At 65.2% G+C, this 16,348-nt stretch carries 17 protein-coding genes, 3 pseudogenes and 1 riboswitch; of the genes and pseudogenes, 10 read left to right on the forward strand and 10 right to left on the reverse strand.

Annotated elements, in window-relative coordinates:
- Window positions 1-20 precede the first annotated feature (20 nt).
- From M0765_RS05395 to M0765_RS05405, 3 genes and pseudogenes are all read left to right on the forward strand, one after another.
- Window positions 21-976 (forward strand): annotated as a pseudogene (locus tag M0765_RS05395) (PhoH family protein).
- 1 nt (window position 977) lies between these two features.
- Complete coding sequence (gene ybeY, locus M0765_RS05400; RefSeq protein ID WP_258502441.1) at window positions 978-1,439, forward strand: rRNA maturation RNase YbeY; 462 nt, start codon at window positions 978-980, stop codon at window positions 1,437-1,439.
- A gap of 1 nt (window position 1,440) precedes the next feature.
- Complete coding sequence (locus tag M0765_RS05405; protein WP_258502443.1) at window positions 1,441-2,040, forward strand: class I SAM-dependent methyltransferase; 600 nt, start codon at window positions 1,441-1,443, stop codon at window positions 2,038-2,040.
- Between the two features lie 10 nt (window positions 2,041-2,050).
- Here M0765_RS05405 and dtd read toward each other — a convergent pair whose 3' ends face one another.
- Entirely contained in the window at window positions 2,051-2,494 is a 444-nt protein-coding gene (dtd, locus tag M0765_RS05410) for a D-aminoacyl-tRNA deacylase (protein ID WP_258502445.1), read from the reverse strand.
- A complete protein-coding gene (locus M0765_RS05415) occupies window positions 2,491-3,399 on the reverse strand; it encodes a cation diffusion facilitator family transporter (RefSeq protein WP_258502446.1) in 909 nt (302 codons plus the stop codon). The genes dtd and M0765_RS05415 overlap by 4 nt, the downstream gene beginning before the upstream one ends.
- A gap of 143 nt (window positions 3,400-3,542) precedes the next feature.
- Between M0765_RS05415 and M0765_RS05420 the strand changes: the two genes are divergently transcribed.
- Together M0765_RS05420 and M0765_RS05425 are read left to right on the forward strand one after the other, a co-directional pair.
- Complete coding sequence (locus M0765_RS05420; RefSeq protein WP_337296995.1) at window positions 3,543-4,037, forward strand: FecR family protein; 495 nt, start codon at window positions 3,543-3,545, stop codon at window positions 4,035-4,037.
- Window positions 4,038-4,039: 2 nt separating this feature from the next.
- The gene (locus M0765_RS05425) at window positions 4,040-4,651 is read left to right on the forward strand and encodes an OmpA family protein (RefSeq protein WP_443098580.1); all 612 of its coding nucleotides are present in this window, start codon (window positions 4,040-4,042) and stop codon (window positions 4,649-4,651) included.
- A 40-nt stretch (window positions 4,652-4,691) separates the two neighbouring features.
- On the opposite strand, the pseudogene tyrS reads toward M0765_RS05425, so the two are convergent.
- Window positions 4,692-5,923 (reverse strand): annotated as a pseudogene (gene tyrS / locus M0765_RS05430) (tyrosine--tRNA ligase).
- 157 nt (window positions 5,924-6,080) lie between these two features.
- On the opposite strand from tyrS, the gene M0765_RS05435 reads away from it, so the two are divergent.
- Window positions 6,081-7,421 carry a peptidoglycan DD-metalloendopeptidase family protein gene (locus M0765_RS05435; RefSeq protein WP_157616027.1) on the forward strand — a complete coding sequence of 447 codons (1,341 nt, stop codon included), beginning with the start codon at window positions 6,081-6,083 and terminating at the stop codon, window positions 7,419-7,421.
- A gap of 59 nt (window positions 7,422-7,480) precedes the next feature.
- A pseudogene (locus tag M0765_RS05440) lies at window positions 7,481-8,607 on the forward strand (anhydro-N-acetylmuramic acid kinase).
- A gap of 100 nt (window positions 8,608-8,707) precedes the next feature.
- Here the strand turns inward: M0765_RS05440 and erpA are convergent.
- From erpA to rplM, 3 genes are all read right to left on the reverse strand, one after another.
- The gene (gene erpA, locus M0765_RS05445) at window positions 8,708-9,073 is read right to left on the reverse strand and encodes an iron-sulfur cluster insertion protein ErpA (RefSeq protein ID WP_126749433.1); all 366 of its coding nucleotides are present in this window, start codon (window positions 9,071-9,073) and stop codon (window positions 8,708-8,710) included.
- Window positions 9,074-9,250: 177 nt separating this feature from the next.
- Entirely contained in the window at window positions 9,251-9,643 is a 393-nt protein-coding gene (gene rpsI / locus M0765_RS05450) for a 30S ribosomal protein S9 (protein ID WP_126749434.1), read from the reverse strand.
- A gap of 12 nt (window positions 9,644-9,655) precedes the next feature.
- Window positions 9,656-10,087, reverse strand: coding sequence for a 50S ribosomal protein L13 (gene rplM / locus M0765_RS05455; protein ID WP_028259766.1), 432 nt, complete (start codon window positions 10,085-10,087; stop codon window positions 9,656-9,658).
- Between the two features lie 222 nt (window positions 10,088-10,309).
- Here rplM and M0765_RS05460 point away from each other — a divergent pair, with 222 nt between their 5' ends.
- Window positions 10,310-11,269: a 23S rRNA (adenine(2030)-N(6))-methyltransferase RlmJ gene (locus M0765_RS05460; protein WP_157616030.1), complete on the forward strand. Its 960-nt coding sequence runs from the start codon at window positions 10,310-10,312 to the stop codon at window positions 11,267-11,269.
- 30 nt (window positions 11,270-11,299) lie between these two features.
- Here the strand turns inward: M0765_RS05460 and M0765_RS05465 are convergent, their stop codons facing one another.
- The 4 genes from M0765_RS05465 to ahcY form a co-directional block, all read right to left on the reverse strand.
- Complete coding sequence (locus M0765_RS05465) at window positions 11,300-11,896, reverse strand: septal ring lytic transglycosylase RlpA family protein (RefSeq protein ID WP_258502451.1); 597 nt, start codon at window positions 11,894-11,896, stop codon at window positions 11,300-11,302.
- Between the two features lie 86 nt (window positions 11,897-11,982).
- The gene (metF, locus tag M0765_RS05470) at window positions 11,983-12,807 is read right to left on the reverse strand and encodes a methylenetetrahydrofolate reductase [NAD(P)H] (protein WP_258502452.1); all 825 of its coding nucleotides are present in this window, start codon (window positions 12,805-12,807) and stop codon (window positions 11,983-11,985) included.
- A 10-nt stretch (window positions 12,808-12,817) separates the two neighbouring features.
- Window positions 12,818-13,606 carry a TlyA family RNA methyltransferase gene (locus M0765_RS05475; RefSeq protein ID WP_258502453.1) on the reverse strand — a complete coding sequence of 263 codons (789 nt, stop codon included), beginning with the start codon at window positions 13,604-13,606 and terminating at the stop codon, window positions 12,818-12,820.
- A complete protein-coding gene (ahcY, locus tag M0765_RS05480; RefSeq protein WP_258502454.1) occupies window positions 13,607-15,046 on the reverse strand; it encodes an adenosylhomocysteinase in 1,440 nt (479 codons plus the stop codon).
- Window positions 15,047-15,112: 66 nt separating this feature from the next.
- Window positions 15,113-15,181, reverse strand: a riboswitch (S-adenosyl-L-homocysteine riboswitch).
- Between the two features lie 117 nt (window positions 15,182-15,298).
- Here ahcY and M0765_RS05485 point away from each other — a divergent pair.
- Window positions 15,299-15,667 (forward strand): hypothetical protein, encoded by a 369-nt coding sequence (locus tag M0765_RS05485; protein WP_446751539.1) that lies wholly within the window; start codon window positions 15,299-15,301, stop codon window positions 15,665-15,667.
- Between the two features lie 143 nt (window positions 15,668-15,810).
- Window positions 15,811-16,323, forward strand: a complete 513-nt coding sequence (gene phaP, locus M0765_RS05490) for a TIGR01841 family phasin (RefSeq protein ID WP_258502455.1) — start codon at window positions 15,811-15,813, stop codon at window positions 16,321-16,323.
- Window positions 16,324-16,348: the final 25 nt, after the last annotated feature.

Below are 16,348 nucleotides of genomic sequence, written 5' to 3' on the forward strand. Positions count from 1 at the left end.
GGGTGCCCTTTTTCCTTGAAATGTCCGGCGTGATTCTGCGACACACCTTTGCTCCCCCAACAACTCGCGCCTCGGCCACCTGTGCGGACCGCTGGACGCACACCTGCGCCGCATCGAAGAGGCGCTGGGCGTGAAGATCGCGCACCGCCACGAGCAGTTCAAGGTCGACGGCCCCAAGGCCTCCGCGCAGCGGGCGATGGACGTGCTGCAGGCTCTGTACGAGATTGCCCAGCGCCCGATCGACCCGGCCGTGGTGCAGCTCACGCTGGCGGGTGACGGTTCCATGATCGACGGCGATGAGGACGCGGCCATGCTCGTCACGCGCCGCGCCGACCTGCGCGCGCGCACGCCCACCCAGGCGCTGTACCTCGACAACATCGCCAAACACGACATCACCTTCGGCATCGGCCCGGCGGGCACGGGCAAGACCTACTTGGCGGTGGCCTGCGCGGTCGATGCGCTGGAGCGCGCCGCGGTGCAGCGCATCGTGCTCACGCGCCCGGCGGTGGAAGCCGGCGAGCGGCTCGGCTTCTTGCCGGGCGACCTGACGCAGAAGGTCGACCCCTACCTGCGCCCGCTGTACGACGCGCTCTATGACCTGATGGGCTATGAAAAGGTGCAGAAGGCTTTCGAGCGCAATGCACTCGAAATTGCGCCGCTGGCCTTCATGCGCGGACGCACGCTGAACAACGCCTTCGTCATCCTGGATGAAGCGCAGAACACCACGGTCGAGCAGATGAAGATGTTTCTCACGCGCATCGGCTTCGGCGCCAAGGCGGTGGTAACAGGCGACGTGAGCCAGATCGATCTGCCCAAGCAGCAGCTGAGCGGGCTGATCGACGCCGAGCGCGTGCTGCGGCGCGTGAGCGGTATTGCCATCACGCACTTCACCAGCGCCGACGTGGTGCGGCATCCGCTGGTCGCCAAGATCGTCGATGCCTACGACGGCCAGCGCAAGCGCGCGGGGTCGCACTGACATGGCGCTGGCCCAGCTTTCGCTTTCGCTGCAGTTCGCACCGCGCTTCAAGGGCATCGAGCGGCATCGCGCCGCATTGCCGCGGCACAGCGTGGCCCGCTGGATCCGCCATGCGCTCGACGCGGACGGCGAAATCACGGTGCGCATCGTCGATGCCGAGGAAGGCCAGCGCCTGAACCGCGAATTTCGCGGCAAGGACTATGCGACCAACGTGCTGACGTTCGACTACGCGCAAAGCCCGATGGTGATGGCCGACCTGGTGCTGTGCGCGCCGGTGGTCGCGGCCGAGGCCAAGGAGCAACGCAAGACATTGGCCGCGCACTACGCGCACCTGCTCGTTCACGGCACGCTGCACGCGCAGGGCTGGGACCACGAGACCGGTGAGGCCGATGCCGAGGAAATGGAAGCGCGCGAGATCGAGATCCTGGCGGGCCTCGGCATTCGAAATCCATACGGGCGGTGAGATGACCGCAACGCTCGGCGCGAACACCGATCCGTGGCTGCAGCGCTGGCTTCCTCTGCTTGCCGAGCGCGCGGGAGCGGACCCGGTGCTCGAGCTGGGCTGCGGAACGGGCCGGGACAGCGCGGTGTTGGCGGGCGCTGGGCTTCGCGTGGTGGGCATCGAGCTCTCGAACGAGTCGGTGGCGGCCGCTCGGGCACGGGTGCCGCACGGCGCGGAGTTTCTTTGCAGCGATTTCCGCGCACCCTTTCCGGTGGCCGACGGCAGCGTGGGCGCGGTGCTCGCGAGTCTTTCGCTGCACTACTTTGCCTGGGATGAAACGCTGGCTCTGGCCCGGCGGATTCACGACGTGCTTCGCCCGGGCGGCGTACTGCTGTGCCGGTTGAATTCAGTCAACGACTTTCACCACGGCGCCAGCGGCCCGCCATCGGACGGCGAAGATTCCTTCTATCTGGTGGACGGCGTGCCCAAGCGATTTTTCGACCGCGCGGCGGTGGAGCGGCTCTTCACCGAGGGCTGGCGCATGCTGCACCTGGAAGAACGCACGGTCGAGCGCTACGAACAGCCGAAGGTGCTTTGGGAAGCCGTACTCGAACGCGAGTGACGGCAGCGCGCTACGCCGTCATCTGCAGCGGAATGGTGACCGGCCCATCGTTGACCAGGTGCACCTGCATGTCGGCGCCGAACTCGCCCGTTGCAACCACGGGGTGCGCAGCGCGGGCTTGCGCCACGAAATAGTCGTAAAGCCGCCGCCCTTCATCCGGCGCCGCTGCCTGCGTGAAGCTCGGGCGATTGCCGCCGCTCACGTCGGCCGCGAGCGTGAACTGGCTCACCACGAGCAGGCCGCCGCCGATGTCCTGCAGGCTGCGGTTCATCTTGCTCGCGTCGTCTGAAAAGATGCGCAGCTTCAGTATCTTTGCCAGCATGCGGTCGGCGAGCGCATCCACATCGCCGCGCTCGGCACAGAGCAGCACGAGCAGGCCGGCCTCGATGGCGCCCGCGGTCTGCCCGCCAATATCGACACGCGCGCTTGCCACGCGCTGAATCACGGCTTTCATGCCTCCTCCATCTGCGTGGCGCGCGCTTCCATGCCCAGCGGCAGCAGCTGGATGGTCACGCGCAGGCCGGGCACGGCGTCCATCAGTGCCTGCTCCAGTTCGTCGCGCATGGCGGCCGCGTGCTGCAGTGTCCAGTCGCCCGGCACGTGCATGTGCAGGTCGGCAAACCGGCGCTGGCCCGCGCGCCGCGTGACCATGTCGTCGAAGCGCAGCCGCGCGCCTTCGGGCAGGCGTGCGGCAAACTCGTCGAGCGTGGCGCGCAGCGTGGCAATGGTCTCGGGCTCGAGCGCCTCGTCCATCAGGCCCTGCGACGAGCGCCACACGAGCTTCACGCCTTCCCGCACGATGTTGAGCGCCACGCCGATGGCGAGCAGCGGATCGAGCCAGAGCCATCCGCTGAAGTGCACGGCCACAATCCCGATGACGACCGCGGCCGAGGTCCAGACGTCGGTCATGAGATGCCGCGCATCGGCTTCCAGCGCGATGGACCGGTGGGTATGCGCCGCGCGAAACAGCGCATAGGCCAGGCCCGCGTTGAATGCGGAACTAAGCACCGAAAGCGCGAGCCCCCAGCCCAGCTGCTCGAGCGGCTGGGGAGAAAGCAGCCGCTGCACGGAAACCCAGAGAATGGCAGCCGCCGCGCCCACGATCAGAATGCCTTCGAAGCCCGATGAAAAGTACTCGGCCTTGTGGTGGCCGTAGGGATGGTCCTCGTCGGCCGGCCGCGCCGCCACCGTCACCATGGCCAAGGCGAACATGGCGCTGGCAAGATTGACGAACGACTCCATGGCGTCGGAGATCAGGCCCATCGAATTCGTGACGTAGCCTGCCAGGCCTTTGAGCAGGATCGTGATAAGGGCTACGGCGACGGAGACGCGAAGCAGCGTCTTGGGCGTAAGAATCATGCGCGGCGAGAGACGTTGAGCAAGAAAAACGACAGAAGTGCGGCAAAAGACCGCATCTTTGTAGCCGAGTTATCAAATGCGGCCTCCGCTTGTAACAGGTTCAATTTAATATTTGTGTCACCGCGAGACATTCGCAGAGAGTGATGATGAAAAAATTCCTGATCGCCCTGGGAGGCTTCGCCCTTTGGGGCGCAGTGGCGTTGGCCCACGCGCAAGCAGCGCTCACCGCACCCATAGCCGCACCGGTTGCGGAGCCTCAGGCGGGCTTCGTGAAGTCGGTGCGCGGCAATGTGCAGTTGCTCAGCTCGGCCGGTACGCCGCGCGTGGCTGCTGCAGGCGATGCGCTCACCGCGGTGGACCGTATCGTGACCGGTCCGGACTCTTCCGCGGCCGTGGTCTTGCGCGACGACACGACGCTCGTCGTCGGGCCTTCGTCGCGGCTGGACCTGAAGGAATTCCACTTCAACGCCACCACGCATGAAGGCGGCGTGCTCGTATCGCTGCTGCGCGGCTCGATGCGCATGATCACGGGCCTCATCGGCAAGACCAACCCCGACGCGATCCGCGTGGAAACACAAACGGCCACGATCGGAATTCGCGGAACCGACTTCATCGTGCAAGCCGACGGCCAGCCATGATGATGAAGTTGCGGCCCCATGCCTCCTATCTTCTTGCCGCCCTGACCGCAGCGCTGCTTGCCGCCTGCAGCTCGCCGGGCACCCGCGTGGTGCTGCTGCCCCAGGCGGACGACAAGCCCTCTGCGGTGGTGGTGCGCGCAAAGGACGGCGAAGAAGTTCTTTCCAGGCCCTACCAGCGTGCAACCGCGGCTGTCGGCGCTTCGGGCGCCCCCGTGGTCGACCAGGCGGACCCGGCCAAGGTGCGGGCCGAGAACAAGGCACTGTTCGACATGCGCCCGCCTCCACCGCAGCGCTACACCGTGTTTTTCGACGCCGGCGGCACGACGCTCACGCCTGCGTCGCAGCAGGTCATGAACGAGGCACTGGTTGCGGCTCAAACCCGCAGCGGCAGCGACATCGTGGTGACCGGACATACCGACACCAAGGGTGCGCTCGAGCAGAACGACATGCTTTCGCAGCGTCGGGCGCAGGAAGTGGTGCAGCTCTTCATAGACCGGCAATTTCCCGCCAAGCGCATCGAGGCCGTAGGCCGCGGCGAACGCGAACTCGCCGTGTCCACGGCCGACGAGGTGGACGAGCCGCGCAACCGGCGCGTCACCATCGAAGTCCGGTAAAGGCAGCTGGCGGTCAGCGCGGCCGCCCCTTTTGGTCTGATCAGCTGACGGTCACGCGCGCAAACTTGCGCTTGCCGACCTGCACCACGTAGCTGCCCGCCGGCAGTTTCAGGGCCTTGTCGCTGATCACGACCGAATCGACGCGCACGCCGCCGCCGTCGATCAACCGGTTGCCTTCGGAAGTCGAAGGCGCCAGCCCGGCCTGCTTGAGTAGTTGCGCAATACCCAGCGGCGCACCGCCAAGCGACACCTCGGGAATGTCGTTCGGCACACCGCCCTTGCTGCGGTTGGTGAAATCCTGCTCCGCCGCCTCGGCCGCCGCCGCGCTGTGGAAGCGGGCGGTGATTTCCTTGGCCAGGGCCACCTTCGCGTCCTTCGGATTGCGGCCGGAGGCAATTTCAGCCTTGAGCGCCTCGATCTGCTCCAGAGACTGGAAGCTCAGCAAGGTGTACCAGCGCCACATCAGCTCGTCGGAGATCGACAGCACCTTGGCGAACATGGTGTTGGCGTCTTCGCTGATGCCGATGTAGTTGTTCTTGCTCTTGGACATCTTCTCGACGCCATCGAGCCCCTCCAGCAGAGGCATAGTGAGTATGCACTGCGGCTCTTGCCCGTATTCCTGCTGGAGGTGACGACCAACCAGCAAGTTGAACTTCTGGTCGGTGCCGCCCAGTTCGAGGTCGCTCTTGAGCGCCACCGAGTCGTAGCCCTGCATCAGTGGGTAGAGGAACTCGTGCACCGAGATCGACTGGCCAGCCTTGAAGCGCTTGTTGAAGTCGTCGCGCTCCATCATGCGGGCGACGGTGTACTTGGCGGCCAGCTGGATCATGCCGCGGGCGCCCAGCGGGTCGCTCCATTCGGAGTTGTAGCGAATCTCGGTCTTTTCGGGGTCCAGCACCAGGCTGGCCTGCCGGTAGTAAGTTTGGGCGTTGGCCTCGATCTGCTCCCGGGTGAGAGGCGGCCGAGTGCTGTTGCGGCCCGAGGGGTCGCCAATGGTGGTCGTGAAGTCGCCGATCAGGAAAATCACCCGGTGCCCCAGGTCTTGGAGCTGCCGCATCTTGTTGAGAACAACCGTATGGCCGATATGGATATCGGGAGCGGTCGGATCGAGCCCCAGCTTGATGCGCAGCGGCGTTCCGCTGGCCTCCGAGCGCTGCAGCTTGCGCACCCATTCGTCCTGCGGCAGGAGCTCGTCGGCCCCCGCAGGGAGATTTCAAGCGCTCGTCTTACACCATCGGACAGGCCATTGGATGTAACAGATTCGGCATTCATAGGCTTTTTGGCTGATTTTTCAGGTTGCCGAAGCTATACTCAGCCCGACTTTTCAAGCGCCGGATTCTAAGCGGCGCTTTTTCCGCACCGTCCTGCCGCCCTGTCCGTTCTGGGCTTTGCAGCGCGGATTTGCAGAACCTGAGCTGGAATTCAAAGTTTGATCAACGGCATTCTCGCCGCCGAGGAGCTCCTGGCTTCTCGCGTGGCCTATACATTCCGGACCTATCCCAAGCAGATCACCGCGGCCATCGCGGCTGCCTTGCTGAGTGCCGGCACCCTGGCGGTGGCCTCCCTGGGCCCCGACGCCTCCGACCTCCCGGTCCAACAGGTTCTTGAAGCGACCGCGCCCCTGTCCTTTGCAGAACAGAGCGAATCGCTCGAGAACTTCAGCTTCACGCTGTTTCGCACCGACATCACACGCTCCAGCGACACGGCCGAGGCCCTGCTGAAGCGCCTGGGTATTTCCGACCCCGCCGCCACCGCCTTCGTGCGCGCGAGCGGCGAAGCCCGCAATGCGCTCTTCGCGCGCGCGGGCCGCACCATCACGGCCGAAGCCACCCAGGAAAACCAGCTCAAGAAGCTGAGCGCCCGCTGGATTCCCGACGGCGACGGCGGCTTCAAGCGCTTCGTCATCGAGCGCACGGCGGTCGGCTTCGTCGCACTCACCGAGCGCGACACGCTCACGCCCGGCACACGCCTGGCCAGCGGCACCATTCGCACCTCGCTGTTCGCAGCCACCGACGACTCCCGCGTTCCCGACTCGGTCGCGAGCCAGCTGGCCGACATCTTCGCGGGCGACGTCGACGTGCGCGCACTCCGCAAGGGCGACCGCTTTGCCGTGGTGTACGAAACCTTCGAAGCCGACGGCCAGGCGCTGCGCAGCGGCCGCGTGCTCTCGGCCGAGTTCGAGAGCGGCGGCAAGGTGCACCAGGCCGTGTGGTTCCAGCCCCCGGGCCAGAAGGGCAGCTACTACCGCCCGAACGGCGACAGCCTGCGCAAGGCGTACCTGAGCTCGCCGGTCGAGTTTTCGCGCGTGTCGAGCGGCTTTGCGATGCGCATGCACCCGATCCTCAACAGCTGGCGCCAGCACAACGGCATCGACTTCGCGGCCCCCACGGGCACGGCAGTGCGCAGCGTCGGCGACGGCACGGTCGATTTCGCCGGCACGCAAAGCGGCTACGGCAACATCGTCATCATCAAGCACCGCAACAACCAGCAGACGGCCTACGCCCACCTGAGCCGCGTCGACGTCAAGGCTGGTGAAAGCATCAGCCAAGGCCAGACGATCGGCGCCGTGGGCTCCACCGGCTGGGCCACCGGTCCTCACCTGCACTTCGAGTTCCGCGTGAACGGCGAATACCAGGACCCGGCCTCGATCGCCCAGGAAGGCGGCGCCCCGATCACCGCGGCCATGCGCCCGGCCTTCGAACGCATCGCCGTCGGTGCTCGCACCGAACTGGCCGCGGCGTTCTCGGTCATCCAGGCCAGCGCAGACTGAGCACCCGCGGGGCAATAGATAGCGGCGGCACAACAAACGCCCCGCTCGCCCCGTTCAGTATGGCCGCCGAACTGTTCATCGGCTTGATGTCCGGCACGTCGCTCGACGGCGTCGATGGCGTTCTGGCCGACTTTTCCGAAGGCCGCATCGCAGTACGGGCCTACGCTACCGCCCCCTTCCCCGCTGCGCTGCGGGCGGAGCTGATGGCACTCAACACGCCCGGCGACAACGAGCTGCACCGCGCCGCGCTGGCCGGCAATGACTTGGCCCGCATCTATGCAGGCGTCGTCGGCCAACTCCTCACCGACAGCGGAACTCCTGCCAGCTCCGTTACAGCGCTTGGCGCTCATGGCCAGACGGTTCGCCACCGTCCCACTGAATTCGACGGCGTTGGCTACACGCTGCAGATCAACAACCCCTCGCTGCTGGCTGAACTGACCGGCATCGACGTGGTTGCGGACTTTCGCAGCCGAGACCTCGCCGCGGGCGGCCAGGGCGCTCCACTGGTGCCGGCATTCCACCGTGCGCTCTTCGCGCGCGCCGACGAATCCGTGGCGGTGCTGAACATCGGCGGCATTTCCAATCTGAGCCTGCTACCCGCCGCTGATGCGCCGGGAGAGCCCGCCGTGCTGGGTTTCGACTGCGGGCCGGGCAACGCCTTGATGGATTACTGGTGTCAGCTTCACACCGGCCAGCCCTTTGATCGCGGGGGCAATGGGCCGCAAGGGGGCAGGTGCTGCCCGAGCTGCTTGCAACGCTGCAGGCCGAGCCCTATTTCGCAAAGGCGCCACCCAAGAGCACGGGTCGCGACCTGTTCAACCCGCCCTGGCTTTCAGCACGCCTAGGCGCGGTTGCGGGCGCCGCGCCTGCCGACGTGCAAGCGACCCTGACCGAATTCACCGCCAGCGTTTGTGCGGCTGATGTGCAGCGCTATGGAAACGGTAGCAGACTGCTGATCGTTTGCGGCGGCGGTGCCTTGAACGACCACCTGCTCGCCCGTTTGCGCGCGTTGCTGCCGGGCGTGGCGGTGGACGCGTCCACGAAGCACGGCCTGCCGCCGCTGCAGGTCGAAGCCGCGGCCTTTGCATGGCTGGCGCGCAGCACCGTGCGGCGCGAAGCAGGCAACCTTGCCAGCGTGACCGGTGCGCGCGGGCCCCGGGTATTGGGCGCTATTTACCCGGCCTGAGACTCCCTCAAGCGGAGTCCGTGCCTCGTTTACAGGCAAGAATAAAAGCACCAGGCAACAAAAAGCCGCTCGAAGGCGGCTTTTACGGGCAAGAGGGCAATCAAGCCGAGAAGCTGGATCCGCAGCCGCAGGTGCTGGTGGCGTTCGGATTCTTGATCACGAACTGGGCGCCCTGCAGGTCTTCCTTGTAGTCGATTTCAGCGCCGACCAGATACTGGTAGCTCATGGCATCGATCAGCAGCGACACGCCGTTCTTGGTCATGGTCGTGTCGTCTTCATTCGTGATTTCGTCGAAAGTGAAACCGTACTGAAAGCCCGAGCAGCCGCCGCCTTGCACGAACACGCGCAGCTTGAGGTCGGGATTGCCCTCCTCGGCGATCAGGTCGGCCACCTTGGCGGCCGCACTGTCCGTGAAGACAATAGGTTCGGGCATCTGGGTCTGGATGTTTTCGGCAACAACGCTCATGTGGGATAACTCCTTGAGGGCCGAACAGGCGGCCAATGAACCAATGCTACTGCAATGCGGCATTCTCGGCAGGGCGGCATTAGCGAGCACCCAACACAAGTGGGGTCGAAACCGTCCCCGCCAAGGGCCGCAATGAAAAAGCCGCCCGAAGGCGGCTCTTGCTTGCAGCGGACAGTATCAGCGCTTGCTGAACTGCTTGCGGCGGCGAGCAGAGTGCAAACCGACCTTCTTACGCTCGACTTCACGCGCGTCGCGGGTAACGAAGCCAGCCTGGCTCAGCACCGGCTTCAGGCTTGCGTCGTAGTCGATCAGCGCACGGGTGATGCCGTGGCGCGTTGCGCCGGCCTGGCCCGATTCACCGCCGCCGTTCACGTTGACCATCACGTCGAAAGCTTCGAGGTTGTTGGTCAGCACGAGGGGTTGCTTCGCGATCATGATCGAGGTTTCGCGGCCGAAGAACTCTTGAATGTCCTTGCCGTTGACCGTGATCTTGCCCGAGCCCTTTTTCAGAAACACACGGGCGACGCTCGATTTGCGACGGCCGGTGCCATTGTTCCATTCACCAATCATTCTCAAGGCTCCTTACAGTTCCAGCACTTTGGGCTGTTGGGCGGTATGCGGGTGCTCAGCGCCACCGTACACCTTGAGTTTCTTGATCATCGCGTAGCCAAGCGGGCCCTTGGGCAGCATGCCCTTGACAGCCTTTTCCAGGGCGCGGCCCGGGTGCTTGGATTGCATGTCGCGGAAGTTGGTCGCCGTAATACCGCCCGGGTAGCCCGAGTGACGGTAGTACACCTTGTCGATCGACTTGGCGCCGGTGACGCGCAGCTGGGCTGCGTTGATGATGACGATGAAGTCACCGGTATCGACGTGAGGCGTATAAATGGCCTTGTGTTTGCCGCGCAAACGGAGAGCAACTTCGCTGGCTACTCGTCCGAGGACCTTGTCGGTCGCGTCAATCACAAACCACTCGTGCGTCACGTCAGCGGGCTTGGCGCTGAACGTTTTGGTCATGAGTTTTTCTCTTGAAAAGAGGGTTTGGCGAGCCCTTTTCCACGGTCGGCGTTCCTCTGACGGGAATCTCTTAGGTGGGTTTCACGCGCCCTGGAGACCAGGTTGCATGCCTTCGCCGCGGGGCTACAAAAACGCTGCGAAGCCTGCGATTATACGAAGAATCGGGCCATCGAAGCAAATTGAAGCCTGCGGGGGAGCCCGAGACGTTACCATCCTCACCCTATGTTCAGTTACCGCCACGCCTTCCATGCCGGCAACCACGCCGACGTGCTCAAGCACACGGTGCTGATTGCCACGCTCGACCACCTGCTTGAAAAAGAAGCAGCCCTGACCGTCATCGACACCCACGCCGGCGCCGGCCTTTACCGCCTCGACGGGGACTACGCCGGCACCAGCGGCGAGGCGGCCGAAGGCATATTGCGCCTGCTTTCGGACAAGAAGGCGGCTGCTCCCACGGCGCAACCGGCCCCGGCTGCAAAGTCCGCTACCAAAAAGGTAGCGCCCGAGGCCGAAGCACCCTTGGCCGACGCGATTGCACGCTATCTCAGCGTGATCCACGACTTCAATCCCAAGGGCGGCGCGCGCATCTATCCGGGTTCGCCGTTCATCGTGCAGCACCTGCTGCGCGACCACGACAAGCTCAAGCTGTTCGAACTGCACCCGACCGACGCACGCACGCTGGATGCCAACATTGCGCAACTCGAGGCGGGTCGCCAGATCGCCGTGCTGCGCGAAGACGGCTTCGGCAGTGCCACCAAGTTCCTGCCTCCACCTTCGCGCCGCGCGCTGGTGCTCATGGACCCCAGCTACGAAATCAAGAGCGACTACGGCCGCGTGCTCGACTTCGCGGCCGAGGCGCTCAAGCGCTTTGCGACCGGCACCTATGCGGTGTGGTACCCGATCATCCCGCGGCCAGAGGCGCACGACCTCCCGCGGCGGCTGAAGACGCTGGCAACCAAGGCCGGAAAGTCGTGGCTGCACGCCACGCTCACGGTCAAGTCGAGCAAGCTGATCACCACCACAACGGGCGAAACCCAGCGCCCCGGACTGCCGGCCAGCGGCATGTTCCTGATCAACCCGCCCTATACGCTGAAGCCGCTGCTGGCGGCCGCCCTGCCGCAGCTGGTGGAGCGGCTGGCCCAGGACAAGCACGCCGCCTTCTCGCTCGATTCGGGCGGCTAGCCTTTTCTGGTTTTTCTTCGCCCGGCGTTTTCAGCGTCGGCGACGCGCCGGCACATTCACCTTGCGGCGCGGAGCCGCTGGTGCGGACGCCAGCGGCGGCTCTGCCGCCTCGACGTCGGCACCACCGCAGCGCATGCCGTCGCGATCGATGATCGTCAGTGCCACCTGCTTGATGCCGAGACCGATCATGCCGATGCGCTCGGCCGCGGCACGGCTCAGGTCGATGATGCGGCCCTGTGCATAGGGGCCCCGGTCGGTAATGCGTACCAGCACTTCGCTGCCGGTGACCAGGCTGCGCACGCAAACGCGGGTGTTGAACGGCAAGGTCTTGTGGGCCGCCGTCATGGCCGTCATGTCGAAGCGTTCGCCGCTCGCGGTCTTGCGCTGGTGAAACTGGATGCCGTACCAGGACGCTCCGCCACGTTCGTAGATCTCGCGAGGGCCACCGTCGCCGGGCACGCCGTCGTCAGGCCCCAGGTCGCCAGAGCTGGGCGCCGCAAGGTCGTAGCGGACCGAAGGCACGCTCGAGCGGGCCGGTGCGCCCGCAGGCACGGCCAGCTGGCGCGGCAAGGGCGAAAGCTTTGCGTCTTTCGTGTCAGCCGCCGGGCCTTCGGTGGCCGGGGGCATGGCACAGCCGGCCAGCGCGCAGGTTGCTGCAACAAGGGCCACACGCAAGGCCCCGCGCAGCGAGCTTCCTGCTTCCGCGGGCCCCCTCAATCGAGGCGCTCCAGCACAGCCAGCGTCGGCGCCGACTGGTTCATTGTGTAGAAGTGCAGCGCCGGCGCGCCGCCATCGCGCAGGCGCGCGCAGAGGTCGGCCACCACGTCGAGGCCAAAGGCTTTGATGGATGCCGTGTCGTCGCCAAAGCCCTGCAGCCGCAGGCGAATCCAGCGCGGGATCTCTGCGCCGCAGGCATCGGAGAAGCGCATGAGCTGTGTCGAGCTGATGATCGGCATGACGCCGGGAACGATCGGTATGTCGAGCCCCAGCTTGCGGGCGTCGTCGACAAATCGGAAGTACGCCTCGGGGCTGAAGAAATACTGCGTGATTGCCGAATCGGCGCCGGCCTTCACCTTGGCGGCAAAGGCCTGCAGGTCGGCCTCGGGCGAGCGCGCCTGCGGATGCACCTCGGGGTAGCAAGCCACCTCGATGTGGAAGTCGCGGCCGGTTTCTTCGCGGATGAAGGCCACGAGATCGCTCGCGTACAAAAATTCGCCGCCAATGCCGTAGCCGCTCGGCAGGTCGCCGCGCAGCGCGACCAGGCGCTTCACGCCCATGGACTTGAGCTCGGCCAACTGTTCGCGCACCGTGGCGCGCGTGGCGCCGATGCACGAGAAGTGGCTTGCGGCGTCGACGCCCTCGGACAGGATCTCCTGCACCGCACCGAACGTGCCCTGGTGCGTAGAGCCGCCCGCGCCGTAGGTGACCGAGCAGAACTCGGGCTTGCGCGCATACAGCTGCTGGCGCACGGCGCGCAGCTTGACCGCGCCTTCAGGCGTCTTGGTCGGAAAGAATTCGAAACTCAGAGGAAGGCGCACCTGCGTCTCCTTAAGAGCCGTCCGCTTGAACAGCGCGCACGGCGTGAATGAAAAACTCGCGGTTGCCGTCGCCACCGGCGATCGGGCTGTCGAACCATTGCAGCACACGAAGCTCGAGGGCTTCGCAGGCATCGCGCAGGCGCTTTTCGACCACCGCATACATCGACTCGTCGCGCACGATGCCGCCCTTGCCCACCTGCCCCGGCTGCAGTTCGAACTGCGGCTTGACCAGCATCAACAGGTGGCCGTCATCGGCCAGGAACGGCATCAACGCCGGCAGCACCAGCGTCTGCGAAATGAACGACAGGTCGCCGACGATGAGGTCGAAGCGCAGTTCGGAAGGCTCTTCGCCCTCCTCTTGCAGATCGTCCGCCGTCAACGCGCGCGCATTGACGCCTTCGATGGCGACAACACGCTCGTCTTCGCGCAACCGCGCATGCAACTGCCCGTGGCCCACGTCGACGCCCACCACCTTCGCAGCGCCGCGCTGCAGCAGGCAGTCGGTGAAGCCTCCGGTCGACTGGCCCACGTCGAGGCACAGCTTGCCCGATGGGTCCAGGCCGCTCGCTGCCAGCGCACCCTCAAGCTTGAGCCCGCCACGCGACACGTAGCGCGCCTCCGCCGCATCGTCGAGTTCGACCTCGGCCGACTCGGGCACTTCGTCGCGATTCTTCACGACCGAGCGCCACGCGTCGCCCGTGCCGGCGTCGCGCCAGCGCATGCCGCCGGCAATCAGCCGCACGGCCTGCGAGCGCGACGCGGCAAAGCCGCGTTCGACCAGCAATTGATCAGCGCGCATTCAGTACCGGTACGTGTCCGCCTTGTACGGACCCGCCTTGTTCACGCCGATGTAGGCGGCCTGTTCGTCGGTCAGCTCGGTGAGCATGGCGCCGACCTTCTTCAGATGCAGGCGCGCGACCTTCTCGTCCAGGTGCTTGGGCAGCACGTAGACCTTGCCGGCCTGGTAGGCATCGGGCTTGGTGAAGAGCTCGATCTGCGCAATGGTCTGGTTGGCGAACGACGAGGACATCACGAAGCTCGGGTGGCCCGTGCCGCAGCCCAGGTTCACGAGGCGACCCTTGGCCAGCAGGATGATCTTCTTGCCGTCGGGGAAGGTGATGTGGTCGACCTGCGGCTTGATCTCTTCCCACTCGTACTTCTCGATCGACGCAACGTCGATCTCGTTGTCGAAGTGGCCGATGTTGCAGACGATGGCCTGGTCCTTCATTGCAGCCATGTGTTCGTGGCGGATCACGTCCTTGTTGCCCGTGGTGGTCACGAAGATGTCGGCCTTGTCGGCGGCGTATTCCATGGTGACGACCTTGTAGCCTTCCATTGCGGCCTGCAATGCGTTGATGGGGTCGATCTCGGTCACCCACACCTGGGCGCTCAGCGCGCGCAGCGCCTGGGCCGAGCCCTTGCCCACGTCGCCGTAGCCGGCCACGCAGGCCACCTTGCCGGCAATCATCACGTCGGTGGCGCGCTTGATACCGTCCACCAGCGATTCGCGGCAGCCGTACAGGTTGTCGAACTTGCTCTTGGTGACCGAGTCGTTCACGTTGATGGCGCGGAACAGCAGCGTGCCCTTGGCGCTCATCTCGTTCAGGCGGTGCACGCCGGTCGTCGTTTCTTCGGTCACGCCGATGATCTCGGCCGACTTGCGCGTGTACCAGGTCGAATCGACAGCCAGCTTGGCCTTGATGGCTGCGTAGAGGATGCGTTCTTCCTCGCTGGTCGGGTTGGCGAGCACGCCCAGGTCCTTTTCAGCGCGCTGGCCCAGGTGCATCAGCAGCGTGGCGTCGCCGCCGTCGTCCAGGATCATGTTCGGGCCTTCGCCCTTCGAACCCTTGGGTCCGAAGTCGAAGATGGCGTGGGTGTAGTCCCAGTAGTCCTTCAGCGACTCGCCCTTGATCGCGAACACCGGGGTGCCGGCTGCGGCAATGGCGGCGGCCGCATGGTCCTGCGTCGAGAAGATGTTGCACGAGGCCCAGCGAACGGTGGCGCCAAGCGCTTGCAGCGTCTCGATCAGCACGGCAGTCTGGATCGTCATGTGCAGCGAGCCCGTGATGCGCGCGCCCTTGAGCGGCTGCGCCTTCGAGAACTCTTCGCGGATGGCCATCAGGCCGGGCATTTCGGTTTCCGCAATGCGGATTTCCTTGCGGCCCCAGGCGGCCAGCGACAGGTCGGCAATCGCCTGGTCGGCGGAGGAAACGGGGGTGGGCTTGAGAACAGCGCTCATGAGAACTCCAACAAAGCTAGTTTGAAAGGTGCCACTGCGTTCGGGGAAAAGACTCACCGCGAGAACAGCGGGTGAGCGTGGTTGCGATGTAGTCCGAGCCTCACGCCTGATGGCGCTGCAACGCTCCTCGGAACGGGGGATTGTAGACGGGGCGGGGAGGCGAGCCAATCGCCGGGGCATCCCACATACCGGAAAGCGCGTTTCTCATCCCTGTCCGACATCAAGCGGGGCAGCTTCATCGGCACCGCTGCCATGCCGCAGGCCGACGGCTCGCAAAAGGCGCTCGAGGTGGTGGTGTTTCCCGAGGCCGCGCGCGGCACGGGCGAAGGGCACCGTCCGTGGGACCTGCTGCCGCAGAGCACCATGACCAACGCCACTGTGGTCGATCTGGCTGCAGCGCCGAAGTCGGTACGCGGCGGACAGCAGCTTCGGCTGACGTACAAGGGCGGAGAAAAGATCATCGTCGTGCCGCCCAATGTGCCGGTCGTGACCTTCCGACCCGGCACCGAGGCTTTGCTGGTGCCGGGCGCCAAGGTGCTGGTCAATGCGCAGGAAAAGAACGGCACGCCCACGGCGCTTCGCGTCACCGCCGGCCGCAACGGCTTCGCGCCGCCGATGTAGCAGCCCAAGGGAAATCCCGCAGGCGAATTTGTTGCCCCGGGCATTGCGGCCGTTCCAGTGCGGCGTATCGTGGCGAGGGACTTCGCCGTCCGGCCGGTCCTTGCCATTCACCCCCGTTCACCTGACACAGGAGATACCGCACCATGGCCACAGCCAAGAAAGCCGCCGCGAAGAAGACCACGGCCAGCAGCAGCGACAACAGCAACGGGAGCACCAGGGCATCCGCCCCCGATGCCGCCGACATGCTGAATCCGCTGAAGAATCTCAAGGCCATGACCGATCGCCTGCAGGAGCTCAACCTGACCGGCGGTGCGAGCAAGATGCTCGAAAGCGGCCAGAAGGACCTCCAAGCGCTGATGCAAGCCAATGAAAAGTCCTACCAGGGCCTGCAAACCGTGGTGCAGCGGCAGACCGAGATGATCAAGAACGCCATCACCGAATGGCAGACGGCCGCCAAGGAAATGCCGGGCAAGGACCCGAAGGCCAACCTGGCCAAGCTGGACGAACTGGGCCGCCAGTCGTTCCAGCGCGCCATCGATGACATCAAGGAACTGGCCAACCTGGCGGCCAAGTCGCAGGCCGATGCCTTCGAGCTGGTCCGCCAGCGCATCCAGGCCAATGTGGACGAAGTGACCAAGATGCTGAAACGGAAGTAAGGTGCTCGCGGCGGCGCAATCGAAG

Origin of the sequence: Variovorax sp. S12S4 (genome assembly GCF_023195515.1) — a bacterium.
GTDB lineage: Bacteria > Pseudomonadota > Gammaproteobacteria > Burkholderiales > Burkholderiaceae_C > Variovorax.

Coding starts and splice junctions, on each gene's coding strand:
- M0765_RS05465 (WP_258502451.1), bottom strand. CDS start 11,896: ATGCCCCCGGCCACCGAAGGCCCGGCGGCTGACACGAAAGACGCAAAG.
- M0765_RS05420 (WP_337296995.1), top strand. CDS start 3,543: ATGATGAAAAAATTCCTGATCGCCCTGGGAGGCTTCGCCCTTTGGGGC.
- M0765_RS05415 (WP_258502446.1), bottom strand. CDS start 3,399: ATGATTCTTACGCCCAAGACGCTGCTTCGCGTCTCCGTCGCCGTAGCC.
- rplM (WP_028259766.1), bottom strand. CDS start 10,087: ATGACCAAAACGTTCAGCGCCAAGCCCGCTGACGTGACGCACGAGTGG.
- ahcY (WP_258502454.1), bottom strand. CDS start 15,046: ATGAGCGCTGTTCTCAAGCCCACCCCCGTTTCCTCCGCCGACCAGGCG.
- M0765_RS05475 (WP_258502453.1), bottom strand. CDS start 13,606: ATGCGCGCTGATCAATTGCTGGTCGAACGCGGCTTTGCCGCGTCGCGC.
- rpsI (WP_126749434.1), bottom strand. CDS start 9,643: ATGATTGGTGAATGGAACAATGGCACCGGCCGTCGCAAATCGAGCGTC.
- M0765_RS05425 (WP_443098580.1), top strand. CDS start 4,040: ATGAAGTTGCGGCCCCATGCCTCCTATCTTCTTGCCGCCCTGACCGCA.
- M0765_RS05485 (WP_446751539.1), top strand. CDS start 15,299: ATGCCGCAGGCCGACGGCTCGCAAAAGGCGCTCGAGGTGGTGGTGTTT.
- M0765_RS05460 (WP_157616030.1), top strand. CDS start 10,310: ATGTTCAGTTACCGCCACGCCTTCCATGCCGGCAACCACGCCGACGTG.
- ybeY (WP_258502441.1), top strand. CDS start 978: ATGGCGCTGGCCCAGCTTTCGCTTTCGCTGCAGTTCGCACCGCGCTTC.
- phaP (WP_258502455.1), top strand. CDS start 15,811: ATGGCCACAGCCAAGAAAGCCGCCGCGAAGAAGACCACGGCCAGCAGC.
- M0765_RS05405 (WP_258502443.1), top strand. CDS start 1,441: ATGACCGCAACGCTCGGCGCGAACACCGATCCGTGGCTGCAGCGCTGG.
- erpA (WP_126749433.1), bottom strand. CDS start 9,073: ATGAGCGTTGTTGCCGAAAACATCCAGACCCAGATGCCCGAACCTATT.
- dtd (WP_258502445.1), bottom strand. CDS start 2,494: ATGAAAGCCGTGATTCAGCGCGTGGCAAGCGCGCGTGTCGATATTGGC.